Source organism: Diaphorobacter aerolatus, from assembly GCF_014489535.1.
Lineage (GTDB): Bacteria > Pseudomonadota > Gammaproteobacteria > Burkholderiales > Burkholderiaceae_C > Diaphorobacter_A > Diaphorobacter_A aerolatus.
In genome coordinates, this window is the sequence record NZ_CP060783.1 from 1,192,407 (window position 1) to 1,209,098 (window position 16,692).

At 61.7% G+C, this 16,692-nt stretch carries 9 protein-coding genes and 3 pseudogenes; 11 read left to right on the forward strand and 1 reads right to left on the reverse strand.

The genetic code is table 11. From position 1 onward, the window contains the following. Window positions 1-75: 75 nt before the first annotated feature. Window positions 76-1,015: pseudogene (locus tag H9K75_RS05560) on the forward strand (inositol monophosphatase family protein). Window positions 1,016-1,029: 14 nt separating this feature from the next. Here the strand turns inward: H9K75_RS05560 and H9K75_RS05565 are convergent. Then, complete coding sequence (locus H9K75_RS05565; RefSeq protein ID WP_187725067.1) at window positions 1,030-2,199, reverse strand: helix-turn-helix domain-containing protein; 1,170 nt, start codon at window positions 2,197-2,199, stop codon at window positions 1,030-1,032. 248 nt (window positions 2,200-2,447) lie between these two features. Between H9K75_RS05565 and H9K75_RS05570 the strand changes: the two genes are divergently transcribed. The 10 genes and pseudogenes from H9K75_RS05570 to H9K75_RS05615 all read left to right on the forward strand — a co-directional run bounded on the left by H9K75_RS05570 (window position 2,448) and on the right by H9K75_RS05615 (window position 16,536). Beyond that, the gene (locus tag H9K75_RS05570; RefSeq protein ID WP_187725068.1) at window positions 2,448-3,485 is read left to right on the forward strand and encodes an XdhC family protein; all 1,038 of its coding nucleotides are present in this window, start codon (window positions 2,448-2,450) and stop codon (window positions 3,483-3,485) included. Between the two features lie 89 nt (window positions 3,486-3,574). Further along, the gene (gene ggt / locus H9K75_RS05575) at window positions 3,575-5,425 is read left to right on the forward strand and encodes a gamma-glutamyltransferase (RefSeq protein WP_187725069.1); all 1,851 of its coding nucleotides are present in this window, start codon (window positions 3,575-3,577) and stop codon (window positions 5,423-5,425) included. Between the two features lie 79 nt (window positions 5,426-5,504). Next, window positions 5,505-6,560 (forward strand): Ldh family oxidoreductase, encoded by a 1,056-nt coding sequence (locus tag H9K75_RS05580; RefSeq protein WP_187725070.1) that lies wholly within the window; start codon window positions 5,505-5,507, stop codon window positions 6,558-6,560. After that, window positions 6,553-8,180: pseudogene (locus tag H9K75_RS05585) on the forward strand (phospholipase D family protein). Before H9K75_RS05580 ends, H9K75_RS05585 begins: the two are co-directional and overlap by 8 nt. A 358-nt stretch (window positions 8,181-8,538) precedes the next feature. Beyond that, window positions 8,539-9,093, forward strand: coding sequence for an AP2/ERF family transcription factor (locus H9K75_RS05590; protein ID WP_226858549.1), 555 nt, complete (start codon window positions 8,539-8,541; stop codon window positions 9,091-9,093). Further along, complete coding sequence (locus H9K75_RS05595; protein ID WP_187725072.1) at window positions 9,090-9,542, forward strand: hypothetical protein; 453 nt, start codon at window positions 9,090-9,092, stop codon at window positions 9,540-9,542. The genes H9K75_RS05590 and H9K75_RS05595 overlap by 4 nt, the downstream gene beginning before the upstream one ends. A gap of 99 nt (window positions 9,543-9,641) precedes the next feature. Further along, window positions 9,642-11,899 (forward strand): annotated as a pseudogene (locus H9K75_RS25715) (type VI secretion system Vgr family protein); the annotation flags it as partial. 599 nt (window positions 11,900-12,498) lie between these two features. Further along, a complete protein-coding gene (locus H9K75_RS05605; protein WP_187725073.1) occupies window positions 12,499-12,978 on the forward strand; it encodes a DUF6531 domain-containing protein in 480 nt (159 codons plus the stop codon). After that, window positions 12,921-15,746 (forward strand): RHS repeat protein, encoded by a 2,826-nt coding sequence (locus H9K75_RS05610; protein WP_187725074.1) that lies wholly within the window; start codon window positions 12,921-12,923, stop codon window positions 15,744-15,746. Before H9K75_RS05605 ends, H9K75_RS05610 begins: the two co-directional genes overlap by 58 nt. Next, window positions 15,724-16,536 (forward strand): RHS repeat-associated core domain-containing protein, encoded by an 813-nt coding sequence (locus H9K75_RS05615; protein WP_187725075.1) that lies wholly within the window; start codon window positions 15,724-15,726, stop codon window positions 16,534-16,536. The genes H9K75_RS05610 and H9K75_RS05615 overlap by 23 nt, the downstream gene beginning before the upstream one ends. The last annotated feature ends 156 nt before the right edge of the window (window positions 16,537-16,692 follow it).

Genomic DNA, 16,692 nt, shown 5'->3' on the forward strand with positions numbered 1-16,692 from the left:
AATTCGCCCTTTCGCGCGCCCGCATCGCCGGACGCTACACGGCAAATCTCGCCGAGTCGCTCCTCATCACAATCCATGTCGTCCTCCAATCTGCACCCCATGCTTAACGTGGCCATCAAGGCTGCGCGCGCCGCTGGCGCCATCATCAACCGCGCCGCCCTCGACGTCGAGGCAGTGCGCGTCTCCCAGAAACAGATCAATGATTTTGTGACCGAGGTCGACGTGGCGAGCGAGCGCGCCATCATCGAAACCCTTCTCACGGCCTATCCGCAGCACGGCATCCTGGCCGAGGAATCGGGCCGCGAGCATGGCTCCCAAACGTCCGAATACGTGTGGATCATCGATCCGCTGGACGGCACCACCAATTTCATCCACGGCTTTCCCGTCTACTGCATCAGCATCGCTCTCGCGGTGCGCGGCAAGATCGAACAGGCCGTGATCTACGACCCACGCGCAACGACCTGTTCACCGCCACCAAGGGCCGTGGCGCGTTCCTCAACGAGCGCCGCATCCGCGTGAGCAAGCGCACGCGCATGAACGAATGCCTGATCTCCACGGGCTTTCCATTCCGCCCGGGCGACAACTTCCAGAACTATCTGGCGCTCATGGGCGACGTGATGCAGCGCTGCGCCGGCCTGCGCCGCCCGGTGCCGCCGCGCTCGACCTGGCCTACGTGGCAGCGGGCTTCACCGACGCCTTCTTTGAAACCGGCCTGTCGATCTGGGATGTGGCCGCAGGCTCGCTGCTGGTGACCGAGGCCGGTGGCCTGGTCGGCAATTTCACGGGCGAGGCCGACTTCCTCGAACAACGTGAATGCCTCGCGGGCAATCCGCGCATCTACGGTCAGATGGTCGCGATCGTCGGCAAGCACAGCAAGTTCGCCAGCGCTGGCGAGAAGGCCGCGCTGCGCCAGGCGGGCATCGATGCCGACAACGCAGTGAGCCTTGCACAGGCAGAGGTGGATGCTGACGCCAATGCCGACTCCGTCGCGGGCGACACGCAGAACCGGCCCTGAGCGGGCCGCCTCAGTCAGCGCTGCCTGAGCTTGCGGTACACCGTGGCGCGGCTGATGCCCAGCGTGCGCGCGGCCTGCGCCACGTTGCCGCGCGCATCGGCCACTGCCCGGTGCACCATGGCAAGCTCCGCATCCTTGAGCGGCATGGAATGCCCGACACCGCGCCCGCGCTGCTGCGCAAGACTCGCGGCGCACGCCATGTCCGGCCCTTCAAGCTGCGCCTGCACCTGAACGCGCAGCCCGGACCATAGCGGCACTTCCATGACGCCCTTGCCGTTCCTCGCTCGCGTTGCCGCATCGAACAGCGACTGCACGGGTATCGCGAACAGCTCATCGCTGTGCACTGCACCGCGTCCCGCCACGAGTTGCGTGAGAATCTGGCGCGCCACGGGGTTGGCGGCAGTCACGCAGCCGTCTTCATCGAGGCATAGCAGCCCGTCGCGGTGACCATCGCCGAGCTGGCCCGGCCAGTTCAGTCGCAGCAGCAGCCGGTGTGGCGTTTGCAGCGTGAGCGCATTTTCTATGTTGCGAGCGGCGCGCGCGATCAGGTGCCGCAGTTCGGGGCGCTCCAGCGCCTCCACACCCGCGAGGGACAGCGTACCCACGCACTCGCCCGCAGCCCCGTAGATCGGCGCACCGGCGCAGCTGTACACCGAGGTGTCTCGATAGAAATGCTCGCCGCGATGCAGCCACACGGCGCGCCGCTCCGACAGCGCGGCACTGATCGCCGAGGTCCCGATGCTGCGCTCCGACAGGTTGACGCCCACGCGCGCGATGGCGACGGCGCGCGGATCCGCAGCGTCGATGGCACCGGCGATATCGATCAGCACGCCGCGCGCATCGGTCAGGATCGCGAAAAAGCGCGTGCTGGCGACCGTGCGACCGAGTTCCGCCAGCGCCGGACGGGCCGCTCGCAGCAGCGCGCGTTGGGTCTCCTGCGCGCTGCGCGCAAACTGCGCCGTCACGACGTCGAATTCAACGTGGTGATGCGGCCGTTGGCCCTGCGCAAGACAGCGCCGCCATGAGCGCTCTATCCACTCGCTGTCCGGGCGCAGGTGCAGTGCACCAGCGTGACAGGCATCGCCCGCGTGGCGGTGCCGTTCGCGCTCGTCAAACACTACCGAGCGCGCACGCTGAATTTGCTGCAGGCGCTGTTCGGCGAACAGATCGTGTTGGCTACGCATGGGGGTGGCTCGCGGCGAAGAATCCGAAAAAGCATCTGCACCAGAGCGTGTGGCCGCGCTGGCGAAATGATTCCATTCATTGAAAAATACTCGAGAGGCAAAGGCGGGACGAAAAGGTTCCGACACCCCCTTTTGCACGCAAAGCGGATCACCGTTATAGATGCTCGTTCGGCAGTCCGGGATTCTAAGTGCGCCGGGACAAGATCGGCTGGCAGCGAGGGACTTTATCTCGCAGCAAAATGGCCCTCATGGAAAATCTGGATGTGATGGTGCTGCGCCAACTGCGCGACTGGCGGCTGGCGGGCAAGCGGGCCTTGCTCGCCACGGTAGTGCGCACCTGGGGATCGTCGCCGCGACCCATCGGCTCCATCATGGCGCTGTGCGAAGACGGCGCGGTGATCGGTTCGGTCTCGGGCGGCTGCATCGAGGACGATCTGATCTACCGCTACACGCAGGCCTATGCCAACGCGGCTGCCGCCAACGCGAGTGGTCGGCAGGCGATCCCGAGCGGAGCGCCGGGTTTCGTGAAATACGGAATCAGCGCCGACGAGGCCCACCGCTTTGGTCTGCCGTGCGGCGGAACGCTGGAACTGTTGCTGGAGTATGACCCCGACGCCAACCAGCTCGAGCGGCTGGTGCGCTTGCTCGAGTCGGGCCAGCTTGTCGAGCGCGTCGTGCAGTTGTCCGATGGCCTCGTCACGCTTGCGTCGGCCGCCGCGCCCACGGAACTCTCGCTCACCGACGAGCGGCTCACCAATACCTTCGGGCCCGAATACCGCATGCTCCTGATCGGCGCAGGCCAGCTCACCGAATACCTTGCCACGATGGCGCTGTTCAGCGGCTTTGCGGTCACGGTTTGCGATCCACGCGAGGAATATCGCGGCGCATGGAGCGTCGCCGCCGCCAAGGTCGTGAGCGACATGCCCGATGACGTGGTCAACGCCTTCAAGCCGGATCGCCGCAGCTGCGTGGTGGCACTCACGCACGACCCCAAGCTCGACGATCTGGCGCTTCTGGAAGCTCTCAAGACCGATGCCTTCTACGTGGGCGCCATCGGCTCGCGCCGCAACAACCAGGCGCGCCACGAGCGCATGATCGAACACTTCGGCGAGACCCCAAAAAGCCTCGCACGCCTGCGCGGCCCCATCGGCATCTACATCGGCAGCAAGACCCCGGCGGAGATCGCGGTCAGCGTGATGGCCGAGATTCTTGCGGTGAAGAACGGCGTCGCATTGCCGCGCGATGTGGAGGTGGCCATTGCCAAGAACGAGCTGCATGCGGGCTAGGGCCTGTTCACACGACCTCGCCGGTTTGGGGAAGGTCGCCGTTTTCACTTAGGATGTAGCCATCGTTTATCAGCGCATAAGGAGACATCATGGCTCAGCCATTTCGACCGGATATTCGCGTCCTGCTGCCCGTCGCGGCCGCTGCCAGCCTGCTGCTGAGCGCCTGCTCTGGCACGCCCTCGCTCAAGCTCTCGCCCGCCGCCACGCAGCCCGAAGGCTCGTCCGGCTACACCGAAAAGCCCGGTTGGGCGACCACCAAATTTGCCGTTGCCGCAGCCAACCCGCTGGCAACCGAAGCCGGCTACAAGGTGCTTCAGGCGGGCGGCAGCGCGATTGATGCGGCCATCGCCGTGCAGATGGTGTTGTCGCTCGTGGAGCCGCAATCGAGCGGCATCGGCGGCGGCGCATTCCTGCTGCATGCGACTGGCAGCAAGGTCGAGGCATACGACGGCCGCGAAGTCGCCCCTGCTGCCGCCACCGAAAACCACTTCATCGGCAAGGACGGCAAGCCCCTGCCCTTCATCGAAGGCGTGGTCGGTGGGCGTTCGGTGGGCGTTCCCGGCGTGGTGCGCATGCTCGAGCTGGCGCACAAGGAGCATGGCAAGCTGCCCTGGGCCAAACTGTTCGAGCCTGCCATCGGTCTGGCTGAAGATGGCTTCAAGGTGAGCGCACGGCTCAACACCCTGCTCGCGAATGAAAAGTACCTGGCCAACGACCCCACCGCACGCGCCTATTTCTTCGACGCCGCAGGCAAGCCGTGGCCTGTGGGTCATACGCTCAAGAACCCGGAGCTCGCCAAGGTGCTCCGCGACATCGCCAGAAACGGCTCCAAGGCGCTGCTCGAAGGCGAAGTCGCCAAGGCCATCGTCGACAAGGTCAACAGCCATCCGACCAACCCCGGCCAGATGACGCTGGCCGATCTGTCGGGCTACCAGCCCAAGAAGCGCGAGGCGCTGTGCACCGACTACCAGCTCGCCGCCCGCACCTACAACATGTGCGGCTTCCCGCCACCGAGTTCGGGTGGCATCGCGGTTGCGCAGATCCTTGGGATTCTCAAGAACACCAACGCCACCTCGATACCACTCGGTGACGGGCTCACGGGCCCCAACGACCCCAAGGGCAAGCTCCCGAAGGCCGACTGGCTGTATCTCTACAACGAGGCGGCGCGACTCGCATTTGCCGACCGCAACCAGTACGTGGCCGATCCGGATTTCGTGCAGGCACCGGCCGGAAACTGGAAAAGCCTCACCGATTCCGCCTACCTTGCCGAGCGTGCCAAGCTGATCGGCGAAAAAAGCATGAACATCGCCAAACCCGGCACACCCGGCGGCATGAAAACCAGCTACGCGCCCATGCCCGACCAGATCGAGCACGGCACCAGCCACATCAGCGTGGTCGATGCCATGGGCAACGCGGTGGCGATGACCACCACCATCGAAGACCAGTTCGGCTCGCGCCAGATGGTCAAGGGCTTCCTGCTCAACAACGAACTCACCGATTTCAGCTTTGCACCCAAGGACGCGAGCGGCGCGCCCATCGCCAACCGTGTGCAACCGGGCAAACGCCCGCGCTCGTCGATGGCTCCCACGCTGGTCTTCGACAAATCGGACGGCAAGCTGCTGATGAGCGGCGGCAGCCCCGGTGGCGCGCTCATCATCCACTACACCAGCAAGCTGGTCTACGGCATCTTCAACTGGGGACTCACGCCGCAGCAGGCCATCAATCTGCCGAACTTCGGATCGCTCAACGGACCGACCATGCTCGAAGAGCAGCGCTTTCCCCCTGCCACCGTCTCGGCCCTGCGCGAGCGCGGTGCCGAGGTGCGTGAGATGAACATGACCAGCGGCCTGCAGGCCATCACGCGCGCCGAAATCCACGGACAGCAGATGTGGCTGGGCGGTGCCGATCCGCGTCGCGAGGGTGTGGTGATGGGCGATTGAGCGGGTCGCACCTTCGTTCGGAAAAACGAAAGCCCGTCCCCCGATTGCACGCTGGCAGCGACAACCCACTCTCGAACCCATGACTACACCCACGCTGGGTCCAACCGACCAAGTCCTCATTCCCTTTGACGAAATGCGCGCCGTGCTGTGCCAGATCTTCGAGCGCCATGGCACCAGCGCCGAGGTCGCCGCAGCACTGGCCGACAACTGTGCTGCGGCCCAGCGCGACGGGGCCATGAGTCATGGACTGTTCCGCATTCCCGGCTATGTGTCCACGCTCAAGAGCGGCTGGGTGGACGGCAAGGCCGTGCCGGTGGTCGAAGACAAGGCGCCGGGTTTTCTGAGTGTCGATGCAGCCAACGGTTACGCGCAGCCCGCCTACCGGGCCGCGTACGAGGCCTTCGTCAGGAAGGTGCGAGCCAACGGCATTGCGCTGCTCGCGATTCGTCGCTCGCACCATTTCGCGGCGCTCTGGCCTGACGTCGAGCCGCTGGCGCGCGAAGGACTGGTGGCGCTCACCATGGTCAACAGCATGGCCTGCGTGGTGCCGAGTGGCGGCAACAAGGCCTTGTTCGGCACCAACCCGATTGCGTTCGCGGCACCGCGCGAGAACGGCGATCCGCTGGTCTTCGATCTGGCGACCAGCGCGACGGCGCATGGAGACATCCAGATCGCCGCACGCGCAGGACACGAGGTGCCAATCGGCTACGGCGTGGACAGGCACGGCGAGCCCACCACGAAGCCAAAGGAAATTCTGGAAGGTGGTGCGTTGCTGCCCTTTGGCGGCGAGCATGGCGCGCACAAGGGCTCGGCGCTGGCGATGATGGTGGAACTGCTTGCGGCGGCGCTCACCGGCGGCAACTTCTCGTTCGAGTTCGACTGGAGCCAGCATCCCGGCGCGCAGTCGCCCTACACCGGTCAGTTGATCATCGCCATCGATCCGTCGCTCACCAGTGGGCAGAACTTCGCGCAGCGCTGCGAAACGCTCGTGCAGGCCATGGCCGACGCCGGACAGCAACGCCAGCCCGGTGACCGACGGTATGAGCAACGTGCACGTTCGATGGCGCATGGCGTGCCGGTCGATGCGGCGCAGTGGCAGCAGCTTCTGGAACTGGCGGGGCCCGCGCATGCCTGAGGTCACCGCACTCATCAACGCCCTGCGGGCTCCGGCACCGCCTGCTGCGGTCCCGGCTCGGCGAGCAAAGAGCCTGGCCTTAACGTCGCTGAGTCTGTCGTGCCTGCTGGCGCTGTCCGGATGCAGCCTGCCGCCGCTGGAAGGGCGCAGCGTCTCGCAGGCCCTGCCGCCCGACGCCGCCGCGCAGACGCCGCTCGGGCAGTCCATCGGTCCGCGATTGGCCGAGCATCCCGGCCTGAGCGGCGTTCACGCGCTGCAGGATCCGCACGACGCATTCGCCGCGCGCGCATCGCTCGCGCGCGTGGCCGCCAAGACGCTGGACGTGCAGTACTACATCTGGCGCAACGACATCACCGGCACGCTGCTGTTTGGCGAACTGCTGACGGCAGCGGATCGTGGCGTGCGCGTGCGACTGCTGCTCGACGACGTGGGCACGTCCGGTCTCGATACCGAACTGGCCGCGCTCGCACGCCACCAGAACATCGAGGTGAGGTTGTTCAACCCGTTCATGCTGCGCAAGCCAAAGGTCGTCGGCTATCTGGCGGATCTGGGCCGCGCCAACCGCCGCATGCACAACAAGTCATTCACCGCCGACAACCAGGCCAGCATCATCGGCGGGCGCAACGTGGGCGACGAATATTTCGGTGCGACCGACGGCGTGCTGTTCACCGACCTCGACGTGCTCGCCATCGGACCCATCGCCGGGGATGTATCGACCGACTTCGACCGCTACTGGGCGAGCGCCAGCGCCCATCCTGCAAAAGACATCCTGCCCCGGGCCGAACCGGCCGAGCTGGAACAGCTCTCCGCCAAGACCCGGGCACTGCTCGCCTCACCCCGCGCCCGTGAGTACACCGACAGCATCCACCAGACGCCGTTCATCACGCAGCTCCTGGAGGGCACGCTGCCATTCGAGTGGACGCACGTGAAGATGATCAGCGACGATCCGTCCAAGGGCCTGGGCAAGGCCAAGAGGGCCAGTTGTTGCTGCCGCAACTGGAAAAGGCGCTGGGCAAGATCGAAACCAGCCTCGACCTGGTATCCGCCTATTTCGTGCCACGCGCGGCGGGCGTGGAGAGCTTTGGCAAACTCGCGGACAACAAGGTGCAGGTGCGCATCCTCACGAATGCCTTCGAGGCCACCGACGTCCCCGCCGTGCACGCGGGCTACGCCAAGCGGCGCAAGGCGCTGCTCGAGCGCGGCGTGCGGCTCTACGAAATGCGCAGCCTCGTGCCGGCTTATGCAGACACCGCCGACAAGAATTTCTTCCAGCGCTTTGGCAGCTCCGGCGCCAGCCTGCACGCCAAGACCTTCGCCGTGGACGGCAAGCGCCTCTTCGTCGGCTCCTTCAATTTCGATCCGCGCTCGGCGCTGCTCAACACCGAACTCGGCTTTCTGATCGACAGCCCCGCCATGGCCCAGCAACTCGTGAGCGTGATGGACAACGAAGTGCCACGCCTGTCCTACCGCGTGGAACTTAACGGCACGGGCGATCTGCAATGGGTAGGCGGATCGAACACCGCCACACCGCAGATCTACACCGTGGAGCCCCACACCACATGGTTCAGCCGCGCGATGGTGACGTTTCTTGGCTGGCTTCCGATTGAAGGCTTTCTTTGAAGAGATTCCTTGAAGAACGTGACTGCCACCCAGGTTTCAGGGCGGCAATCAAGCACCGGAAATTCAAGCGCAAGAGCGAGTCAGGCAAGGCCCGTTTGGGAGACTTCAGCAATTGGATGCATGGTAGGCTATGACTATCAAGCTACCTGTTATCAAGATGTCGAGTTCCTTCAACGAATTGTGGCCTTCATTTTCCACAAACATTCCCGGGTTTGTGGGGCACCAAAATACGCATTCGGAGCGCTTTTCGTCGCCTGGAGTGAGCCCCAGACGGATGAAACCTTGGTGCAGCGGGTCTGGTTGCGCGCGAATTGATCAAGCAAATGACTGACCATAGATCCAGAACGTGTACTGCGTCGTGCGCCTCGATGCATCCGGTCGGTCTGGAATCCCCGGAAACCTATGGCTTGTCAACGTCAAAAGACAGGGCAGATTGTTTCACCGTTCTTTCTTTGACAACGCGTATGGTGGACGTGATTCGGCGTTCACGATGGCGGTGGCGTACCGGGACGCACTGCTTCGGATTTTTCCTCCGCTGACCCAACTGCAGCAGCGCGTCAAAATCCGCTCCAACAACAAATCTGGAATGGCCGGCGTCTCAGCCAGATATGACGACAATAGACGACGTCTCAAGGCTTGGGTGGCGACAATGGATGCGTCGGGCGTCACGCACCAGAAGTACTTCTCGGTGAAGGAGCATGGCGAAGAGAAAGCCAAGGAGCTTGCCATTGCAGCAAGAAAAGAACTGCTCACGCTCTACCGTGACAACAAGTTCGTGACCGTGAACGCCAATGCGACACAAGCGGCAGAGTCCGCGTTCCCAGCGCTGCTCAATGAAGGGGCGAATCAGGAAGGCATATCCCCGTTGAGTCCCATGTTGCGCACAACACGGATGCGGACAAGGCCCGGATGACTCGGCAGCTCGAACTTCTCAACGCCTGGTTTGATGCCCTGCGGCCTCAGTTTGCGCATCTACGCTTGAGCGTCTATCCCATCGCCGCCCGTGGTCATGACGGTCTGTTCATCGTCGTAGGCAACGCCGAGCTCCCCGGCCAACTGCGGCGCAGAAGCTGGCATATCCAAACGAGAACGTACGCAGAGATCCTGCCGTTGGCGTGGGAATACGCGCGGAAGATCATCACCGAGCAGATGGGCATTGCTTGCTGGGAAGGGTTCAAGGAAAGGCACGAGCAAACCGTGTTTGAAAGCACGGCAGAGCAGGCGGTCTTCATTCGCTACCGGTATGACGCGATCACAGAATCGTCATTGCGAGCTACTCCACCTTCCGAATTGATGCCAATGCTTCAGGATTTCAGTGTTCCGCCGTTGCCTCCAGCGCAAATTATTTCTTCCATCAATTAACAATTTGGATTTCCTCGGTGACAGTTGTCATTGAGTTTTCTTGCCTTTTGTATATTATTGTTAGAATTAATTAAGAACCGAGAACAAGAGGAAGATTCAATGGCGAATCGTACTTTCATAGCGCACAGTCCGCTGGGCGAGGAGCTGGAATTCCGCTCATTGGAGGGCAGTGAGCAGATCTCGCGATTGTTTGAATACCGGGTTCGTCTGATCAGCCAGAATTCGTCGATTGCCGCCAGGAGTTTGCTGGGCAAGGACATGAGCATCGAGATCGATCTCACGACGGAAACTGCAGGGAGTGGCAAGCGATTTCTCTCGGGACAGGTGACGCAGTTTTCCTATATTGGAAAGGACGGCGACCATTTTGCATATGAGGCCCTGCTACGCCCCTGGCTCTGGCATGCGACGCGGCGCTCGGACTTCAAGATCTTCCAGTTCAAGAAGGTGCCGGACATCATCAAGGAGGTGCTGGGCCCCTACGGTTTCACCATTGATGACCGGCTCGTCGGCAGCTATCGCGCGTGGGACTATATGGTCCAGTACGGCGAGACTGATTTCAATTTCATCTCGCGCCTGCTTGAAGCCGAGGGCGGCTATTTCTTCTTTGAGCACAGCATGGGAAGCCACAAGCTGGTGCTGGCGGATGACATCGGAAGCCACGGCCCTCTTCCCAACGGACCGGCCACCATTTCCTATTACCCCGGCAACCGGGCTGCGAACATTCACAGCGTCGACTTCATTGACGATTGGCGCTTTGCCGAAGATATCGCTTCCGGCCACTTCGCATCGGATGACTACGACTTCGAAAAACCCAAGGCCTTGCTCGAGACGCGCCAGCAGCAGCCCGCAGGCCACCCGAGGACAGTCGCGAACTCTACGACTGGCCGGGTGGCTACACCGATGCGGGCGACGGCGAGAACTACGCACGCGTGCGCATCGAGCAGCAAAAGGCCCAGCGCGAAGTCGCCCAGGGCGAAGGCAATGCGCGCAACATCGCACCGGGCTACCTGTTCACCTTCAGCAAATATCCAAGAGCTGACCAGAACAAGGAATACCTGATCGAGTCGGCGTATTACCGCTTTGAAGAGAACGTGCGCCGAAGCGACGGCGCAGGAGGCTCGGGCGCTGCCAAGCGCGCGGGCATCGACAGCCCGACCACGTACCGCATCAGCTTCAGCGTCATCCCCAAATCGGTCCCGTATCGCAGCCAGCGCACGACCCCCAAGCCCCACACCACGGGCCCGCAGACCGCGGTCATCACCGGCCCCGCAGGCGAAGAAATCTACACCGATCCATATGGCCGCGTGAAGGTGCAGTTCCACTGGGACCGCTACGGGAAGAACGACGAGAACTCGAGCTGCTGGATTCGCGTGAGCCAGACCTGGGCGGGCGCGAACTACGGCTCCATGCACATCCCGCGCATCGGGCAGGAAGTGATCGTGGATTTTTTGAACGGTGATCCGGACTACCCGATCATCACGGGCCGGGTCTACAACGCCATGCAGATGCCGCCGTGGGACTTACCGGCCAACAAGACGCAGTCGGGCATCAAGACGCATTCAAGCCTGGGTGGTGCGGGCGGCGCTGGCATGAAGAACGGTGCAGGCGATGCCAACGCGCTGCGCTTTGAGGACAAGAAGGGCGAGGAGCAGTTGTGGCTGCACGCGCAGAAGGACCAGCTCACGGAGGTCGAGCACGACGAGGACAAGTGGGTGGGCAACGACCGGCGCAAGGTGATCGACCGGGATGAGTTCAACACGATTCACCGCGACCGCACGGAGATCGTGGATCGCAACGAGAAGATCAATGTGCATGGGTGGCGCACCGAGGAGGTGGATCTGGATGAGACCATCACGATTCACCAGAACCGCAAGGAGCGGGTGGATCACGACGAGAAGATCTCGATTGGGGATAACCGCACGGAAGATGTCGGGAAGAACGAGACCATCGACATTGGCAAGAACAAGAAGGAGACCATCGGCATCACCTACATGGAGAACACCGGCATTGCCAAGATGATGAACATCGGCTTTGCCTACAGCCGCAATGTGGGCCTGGCGATGAACTCGCTCGTAGGCCTGATGCAGGCGAGCCAGGTGGGCATGAGCAAGAGCCTGATGGTGGGTCAGACCTATACCGCCACCATCGGCAAGAAGGTGGAGTTCAAGGTGGGTGAGCGCAAGGAGGAGAACGTCGGCAAGGTATCCGTGCACACGGTGGGCGATCACTTTGAACTGGTCTGCGGCAAGGCGAAGATTGTGCTCAAAAGCGATGGCGGGATTTATCTCAAGGGCGCGCACATCGAGCTGCAGGCCGAGAAGGAACTCAATGGCGATGCCGGCATGGTGCAGTGGAACTGTGGCGCGAGCAAAACGCCGCCAGCCACGCCCAAGGAGGACGGCAAGGAGGGAGGCGGTGAAGGTGAAGGAGAAGGCGGAGGGGCTGGTGATGGAGCGGGCGGTGAAGCGGGTGGTGGGGCTGGCGCTCCCGCAGGCGCAGGCGGGCCGCCCGGTGGCAACTCCTTTGTGGCCTCGGATACTGGCGGTGGTGCAATGGGCGGCATGGGTGGAATGGGTGGCCTCGGCGGGATGGGCGGAATGGGCGGCGGCATGGGCGGCCTTGGTGGCTTGGCCGGAGCCGTGGGCGGTCTCATGGGCGCTGGCGGCGGTGGAGGCCTCGGCGGCTTGGCAGGCGCAGCAGGCGCAATGCTCGGGGCGGCAATTCGGCACTCGGGGAGCGCTGAGTGCGGCGGGCAAGGTCGCCGGCCTCGCCAACTCCATGGGTGCAGGCAATGGCAAGCTCAGCGCGATCGCCGGGGCTTTGAACATGACCGGTGGATTGATGGGGGCAGCCTCCCTTTCGGCGCCGGTCAGTGCGCCCAAGTCGGGCGTACCGATGATGACGACGTTCTGAAAAAACCAAAAGAGAAAAGCAAGATCAGAAGAGAGGATGAGAAATGACAGGGTTACCAGCAGCGCGTCAGACGGACATGACTTTAAAAGGCGGACCGATCACGCAAGGTTCGCGCACCGTGCTCATCGGCTCGCAGGGCGGCATTGCGTGCTCGAGCTGCCCGGGCGGCGTCAAGGTGTCGAATCCCGTCAATCCCATGCTGGGCGCGAAGGTGCAGGACGAAGAGGTCGACATCGCATTGCCCGGGGCAATGCCTTTTGTGGTGTCCCGTGACTATTCGAGTTACCAGACTGACACGCCAGCGCCCGTGGGCTTGTTAGGCCCGGGCTGGTGGCTGCCTGCTGAAATCAGCCTGTTGCAGACGCAAGAGCTGCTCACGCTGAATGACAGCAAGGGACGCAGCATTCGTTTTGAACCACTCGCCCTGGCCAGGCCGCCTATAGCCGCAGCGAGAATCTGTGGATCGTGCGCGGTGGTCTTGAGCGCCTCGATGAAATTCCCGAGCTTCCCATGGCGCGCCTGAACATGGCGTGGCAGGGGCTGCATGTCGATGACCGCCGCAACAGCAGCCTGTTCTTCGTTGCCAACCATGCGCTGGGTCCCTGGTGGATTCTGGGTGCGCAGCCGCCACAGGGAGAGGTTACCGGCAAGCGCTTGTTCCTGCTGGGCATGAACGACCGTTTTGGTCGCACGCTGCGGTATGGACGCAACGGCGACGGTGTGGTGACCGTGGTGGAGGACGGCACGGGTCGCCGATACCGCATGGAACACAAACACTTCCCGCTGATCGCCAACGCAGGCGTGCAAGGCTGGGGAGAGGACAGCGGAACACGTCTTGCCGCCGTCTATCTCACACACGACCCGCATTGGCCAGAACCTCTTACAGAGCCATTGGTTCGATACGAATACAGCGCACGCGGTGAACTCATGGCCGTCTACGGCCGCGACGGCCGCCTGCAACGCCGCTTTCAATACCATCCCCAATGGCCCGGCCGCATGACGGGACTGGTCTATGCAGGCCGTCCGGAAATCACATACAGCTATAACGAACAGGGCAAGGTGGTCGAACTGGCCAAACAGGGCGCCCTGTCATACCGCTTTGAATATGCCAAGGATTCCACGAAGACAATCGACAGTCTTGGCCGGGAGACGGTCTACCATTTTGAAGGTGAGGCGGGACTGCGCCGGGTGGTGAAGGTGCAGCACCCTGATGGCAGTATCACGCAAAGCCGTTTTGATCCGAGCGGACGGCAGACATCCAGCATAGACGCGCTAGGTCGAGAGACGCAATACGAGCTCGATGTAGCCACCGGGGCGCTGCTGTCCATCACGCCACCCGACGGGCTGCAAAGCCGCTTCAGCTACAACGCGCAGGGGCAGATCGACGAAAGTACCCGCCCCAACGGTGCGAGTGACCGGTACGTCTATGAAGCGATGGGCCGTCTTGCCAGTGTCACCGACTCACTGGAACACGTCACCCAATACCTGTATTCTGACAACGTCAGCGAACAACCGAATGCCATCATTGATGCGCGTGGTGGCAAGAAATTCTTCGGCTGGAACGGCGCGGGCCAACTCACCAGCTATACCGACTGCTCCGGCAGTATTACCCGTTACCGGTATGACCATTGGGGCCAGCTTACCGGCACGCTTGGAGAGGAAAACACCTCGACGAGAAATGAATATGACGCTCGGGGCTGGCTCATAGCGAGCACCAACGCGCTGAACCAAACCACCCGCTATGCGTACAACGAAGCAGGCGATCTCGCCCGCATCACCGCGCCCGATGGCAACGTCGTGCAGTTCGAGCGCGACGTCCAGGGCCAGCCCAGGGCCTATCACTACGGCGGCTACACCCAGCGGTTCGACTACGACGATGCGGGACGCATGGTGCGCCTGACCAACGAAAACGGCGCACACACCACGTTTGAATACGACGTGATGGACCGGCTGACCAAACAAGTCAACTTCGACGGCCGCACGCAGCACTACCAGTTCAATGCCGTGGGGGACCTTCTTCGAAGCGATGACGAGGGACTCGTCAGCCGCTACCACTACGACAAGGGCGGCAGGCTGCTCAAGCGCCAGATGGGCGAGAGCGATCAGGCTCCCGCGGAGCACTTCAGCTACACACAAGACGGCCAGCTCGCGAAGGCATGGCACGTGACCGAGCTGGGCGGCAACACCATCACTGCAGGGTTCGAGCGCGACATGCTAGGCCGCATCATCCGCGAGACCCAGAGCATCGTCGGCCCCTATGGAAGCGACGTTTGGCAGCACAGTGTAGACTTTCATTTCAACGAGCTTGGCATCGAAACAAAGACCTTCTACACGGGCTTGCCCGCCATCGAATGGCAGACCTACGGCCCAGGCCACCTGCACGGCATGGTGCTCGATGGCCGCAGCGTGATCGACTTCGAGCGCGACAAGCTGCACCGGGAGACCCAGCGCCGGTTCGGCCCCACGCAGACCACGCGCAGCTACGACGCACTCTCGCGCCTGTCGCACCTGCACACCCACAGCCCGCTCATCGCAGAAGAGGGGAGCCCATCCACGCTCCAGCGCCAACACCACTACGACGCAGCCGGCCAGCTCACCCGCATCGAAACCCCCAGGGGCCCGCACGAATACGGCTACGACAAGGCAGGACGCCTGATTGCGGCGAGCCAGCCAGGTCTCGCGATGCAGCACTACCGGTTCGACCCCGCTGGCAACCGCCTGTTCGAGAACGCCCGGATCACCACAGGCCCTGAGCACTGGGAGGAGACCGTGCGCCAGCACATGGGGACAAGCGCTTCAACCCGCTGGGCGAGAACGCCGCCAAGGACAATCACAGCACGGCAGCGAAGTGGATGGACAACCGCATCACCGACGACGGCGAGTTCCACTACGAATACGACGCCTGGGCAACCTCAGGCGCAAGCACAAGGCCGAAGGCAACGAGCAGCACCACTATCACTACGACAGCAACCACCGGCTCATCCGCTTCGAGATGGAGTGCGACACCGCCGTGCGCGGCGCGAACTACCACTACGACCCGTTCGGCAGGCGCGTGGTCAAGCAGGTGCAGCAAGGCGATGCCGAGGGGAACCTGCAAGGGCCCGTGCAGACGACGTTCTTCGGCTGGGACGGGGACAGATTAGTCCTCACGGAAAAGGACAACCGGCAGATTCACACGATCTACGAGCCCGGCAGCTTTGTGCCGATGATCCGCGTGGAGGGAGAAAAACAGCCCCCAATGCGTTCTCTTGCACAGAAACTGCAAGAAGTGCAAGGTATTCGCTTGGATAGAGAGACTCAATCTGTGCTTACCTTGCTGGAACGGGAGCTTCGGCATGACAAACTTAGTGCATTTTCAATTGAGTGGATGCGAACCTTGCAAATTTCGCCTGAGTCTTTGATGAGTATGTTGGAGACAGAGTTCTCTATTCAGGAAAAACGATTGGATTTGTATCTGTGTGATCATTTGGGAGCACCAATCTCAATAATCAATACTGAAGGGCTAATCGACTGGAGCGTTCAAATAGATCCGTGGGGGAAAGCTATTGAGGGCCGAATTGAAAACGACGATCAGCCCATAAAACTCCCGGGTCAATTTTACGATGCTGAATCAAGCCTAATCTACAATCGACATCGCTATTATCACTCAGAATTATCAAAATATTTGGAGCAAGATCCGATGGGATTGAGTGGGGGCTTAAACCCTTACTCTTATGCTTTTAATTCACCACTTAATTTCATTGATCCAACTGGCTTGCAAGTCCCTGTGCCATTACCTCCAATTCCAGTTCCTGGTGTCCCAAATCCATCTTTAGATGCACAAAGGGAATTAGCGGATAGATTAAGTCGGAAATATAGAAAAAATGATGATGAGGGGAAAACATATCAGACATACACTCGTCGTCACACATTACAAGGTCTGTGCTATTCTGGTCGAACATCGGGCTATGACTCACCCGAAAAAAATGTGGAAGAAAGAGGAAAGCAACAAACCGATCTAAATGAAGAAGGCTTTCTGCCCCGGAGCTGGATAGATCTTCATCTGATTCCAATGCCATACGTGGTCGTGAACAGCAAATGATTGAAATGAATGGAGGTGCTAGAAGGAGTGGTGGGAGCTCCAGAAATGAGATCAATGGCATTCGTCCATTAAATCCCAATAAATACTTTGTGTATATACCGGCAGCTAATGCCGCTTTCGGAGGGCCTCCGATCCCCGGCGGAAAATGCAGGGCGC

Bases quoted from the DNA above. Each gene is read 5' to 3' on its own strand.
- H9K75_RS05565 (WP_187725067.1), bottom strand. From the start codon at position 2,199: ATGCGTAGCCAACACGATCTGTTCGCCGAACAGCGCCTGCAGCAAATT.
- H9K75_RS05570 (WP_187725068.1), top strand. From the start codon at position 2,448: ATGGAAAATCTGGATGTGATGGTGCTGCGCCAACTGCGCGACTGGCGG.
- ggt (WP_187725069.1), top strand. From the start codon at position 3,575: ATGGCTCAGCCATTTCGACCGGATATTCGCGTCCTGCTGCCCGTCGCG.
- H9K75_RS05580 (WP_187725070.1), top strand. From the start codon at position 5,505: ATGACTACACCCACGCTGGGTCCAACCGACCAAGTCCTCATTCCCTTT.
- H9K75_RS05595 (WP_187725072.1), top strand. From the start codon at position 9,090: ATGACTCGGCAGCTCGAACTTCTCAACGCCTGGTTTGATGCCCTGCGG.
- H9K75_RS05605 (WP_187725073.1), top strand. From the start codon at position 12,499: ATGACAGGGTTACCAGCAGCGCGTCAGACGGACATGACTTTAAAAGGC.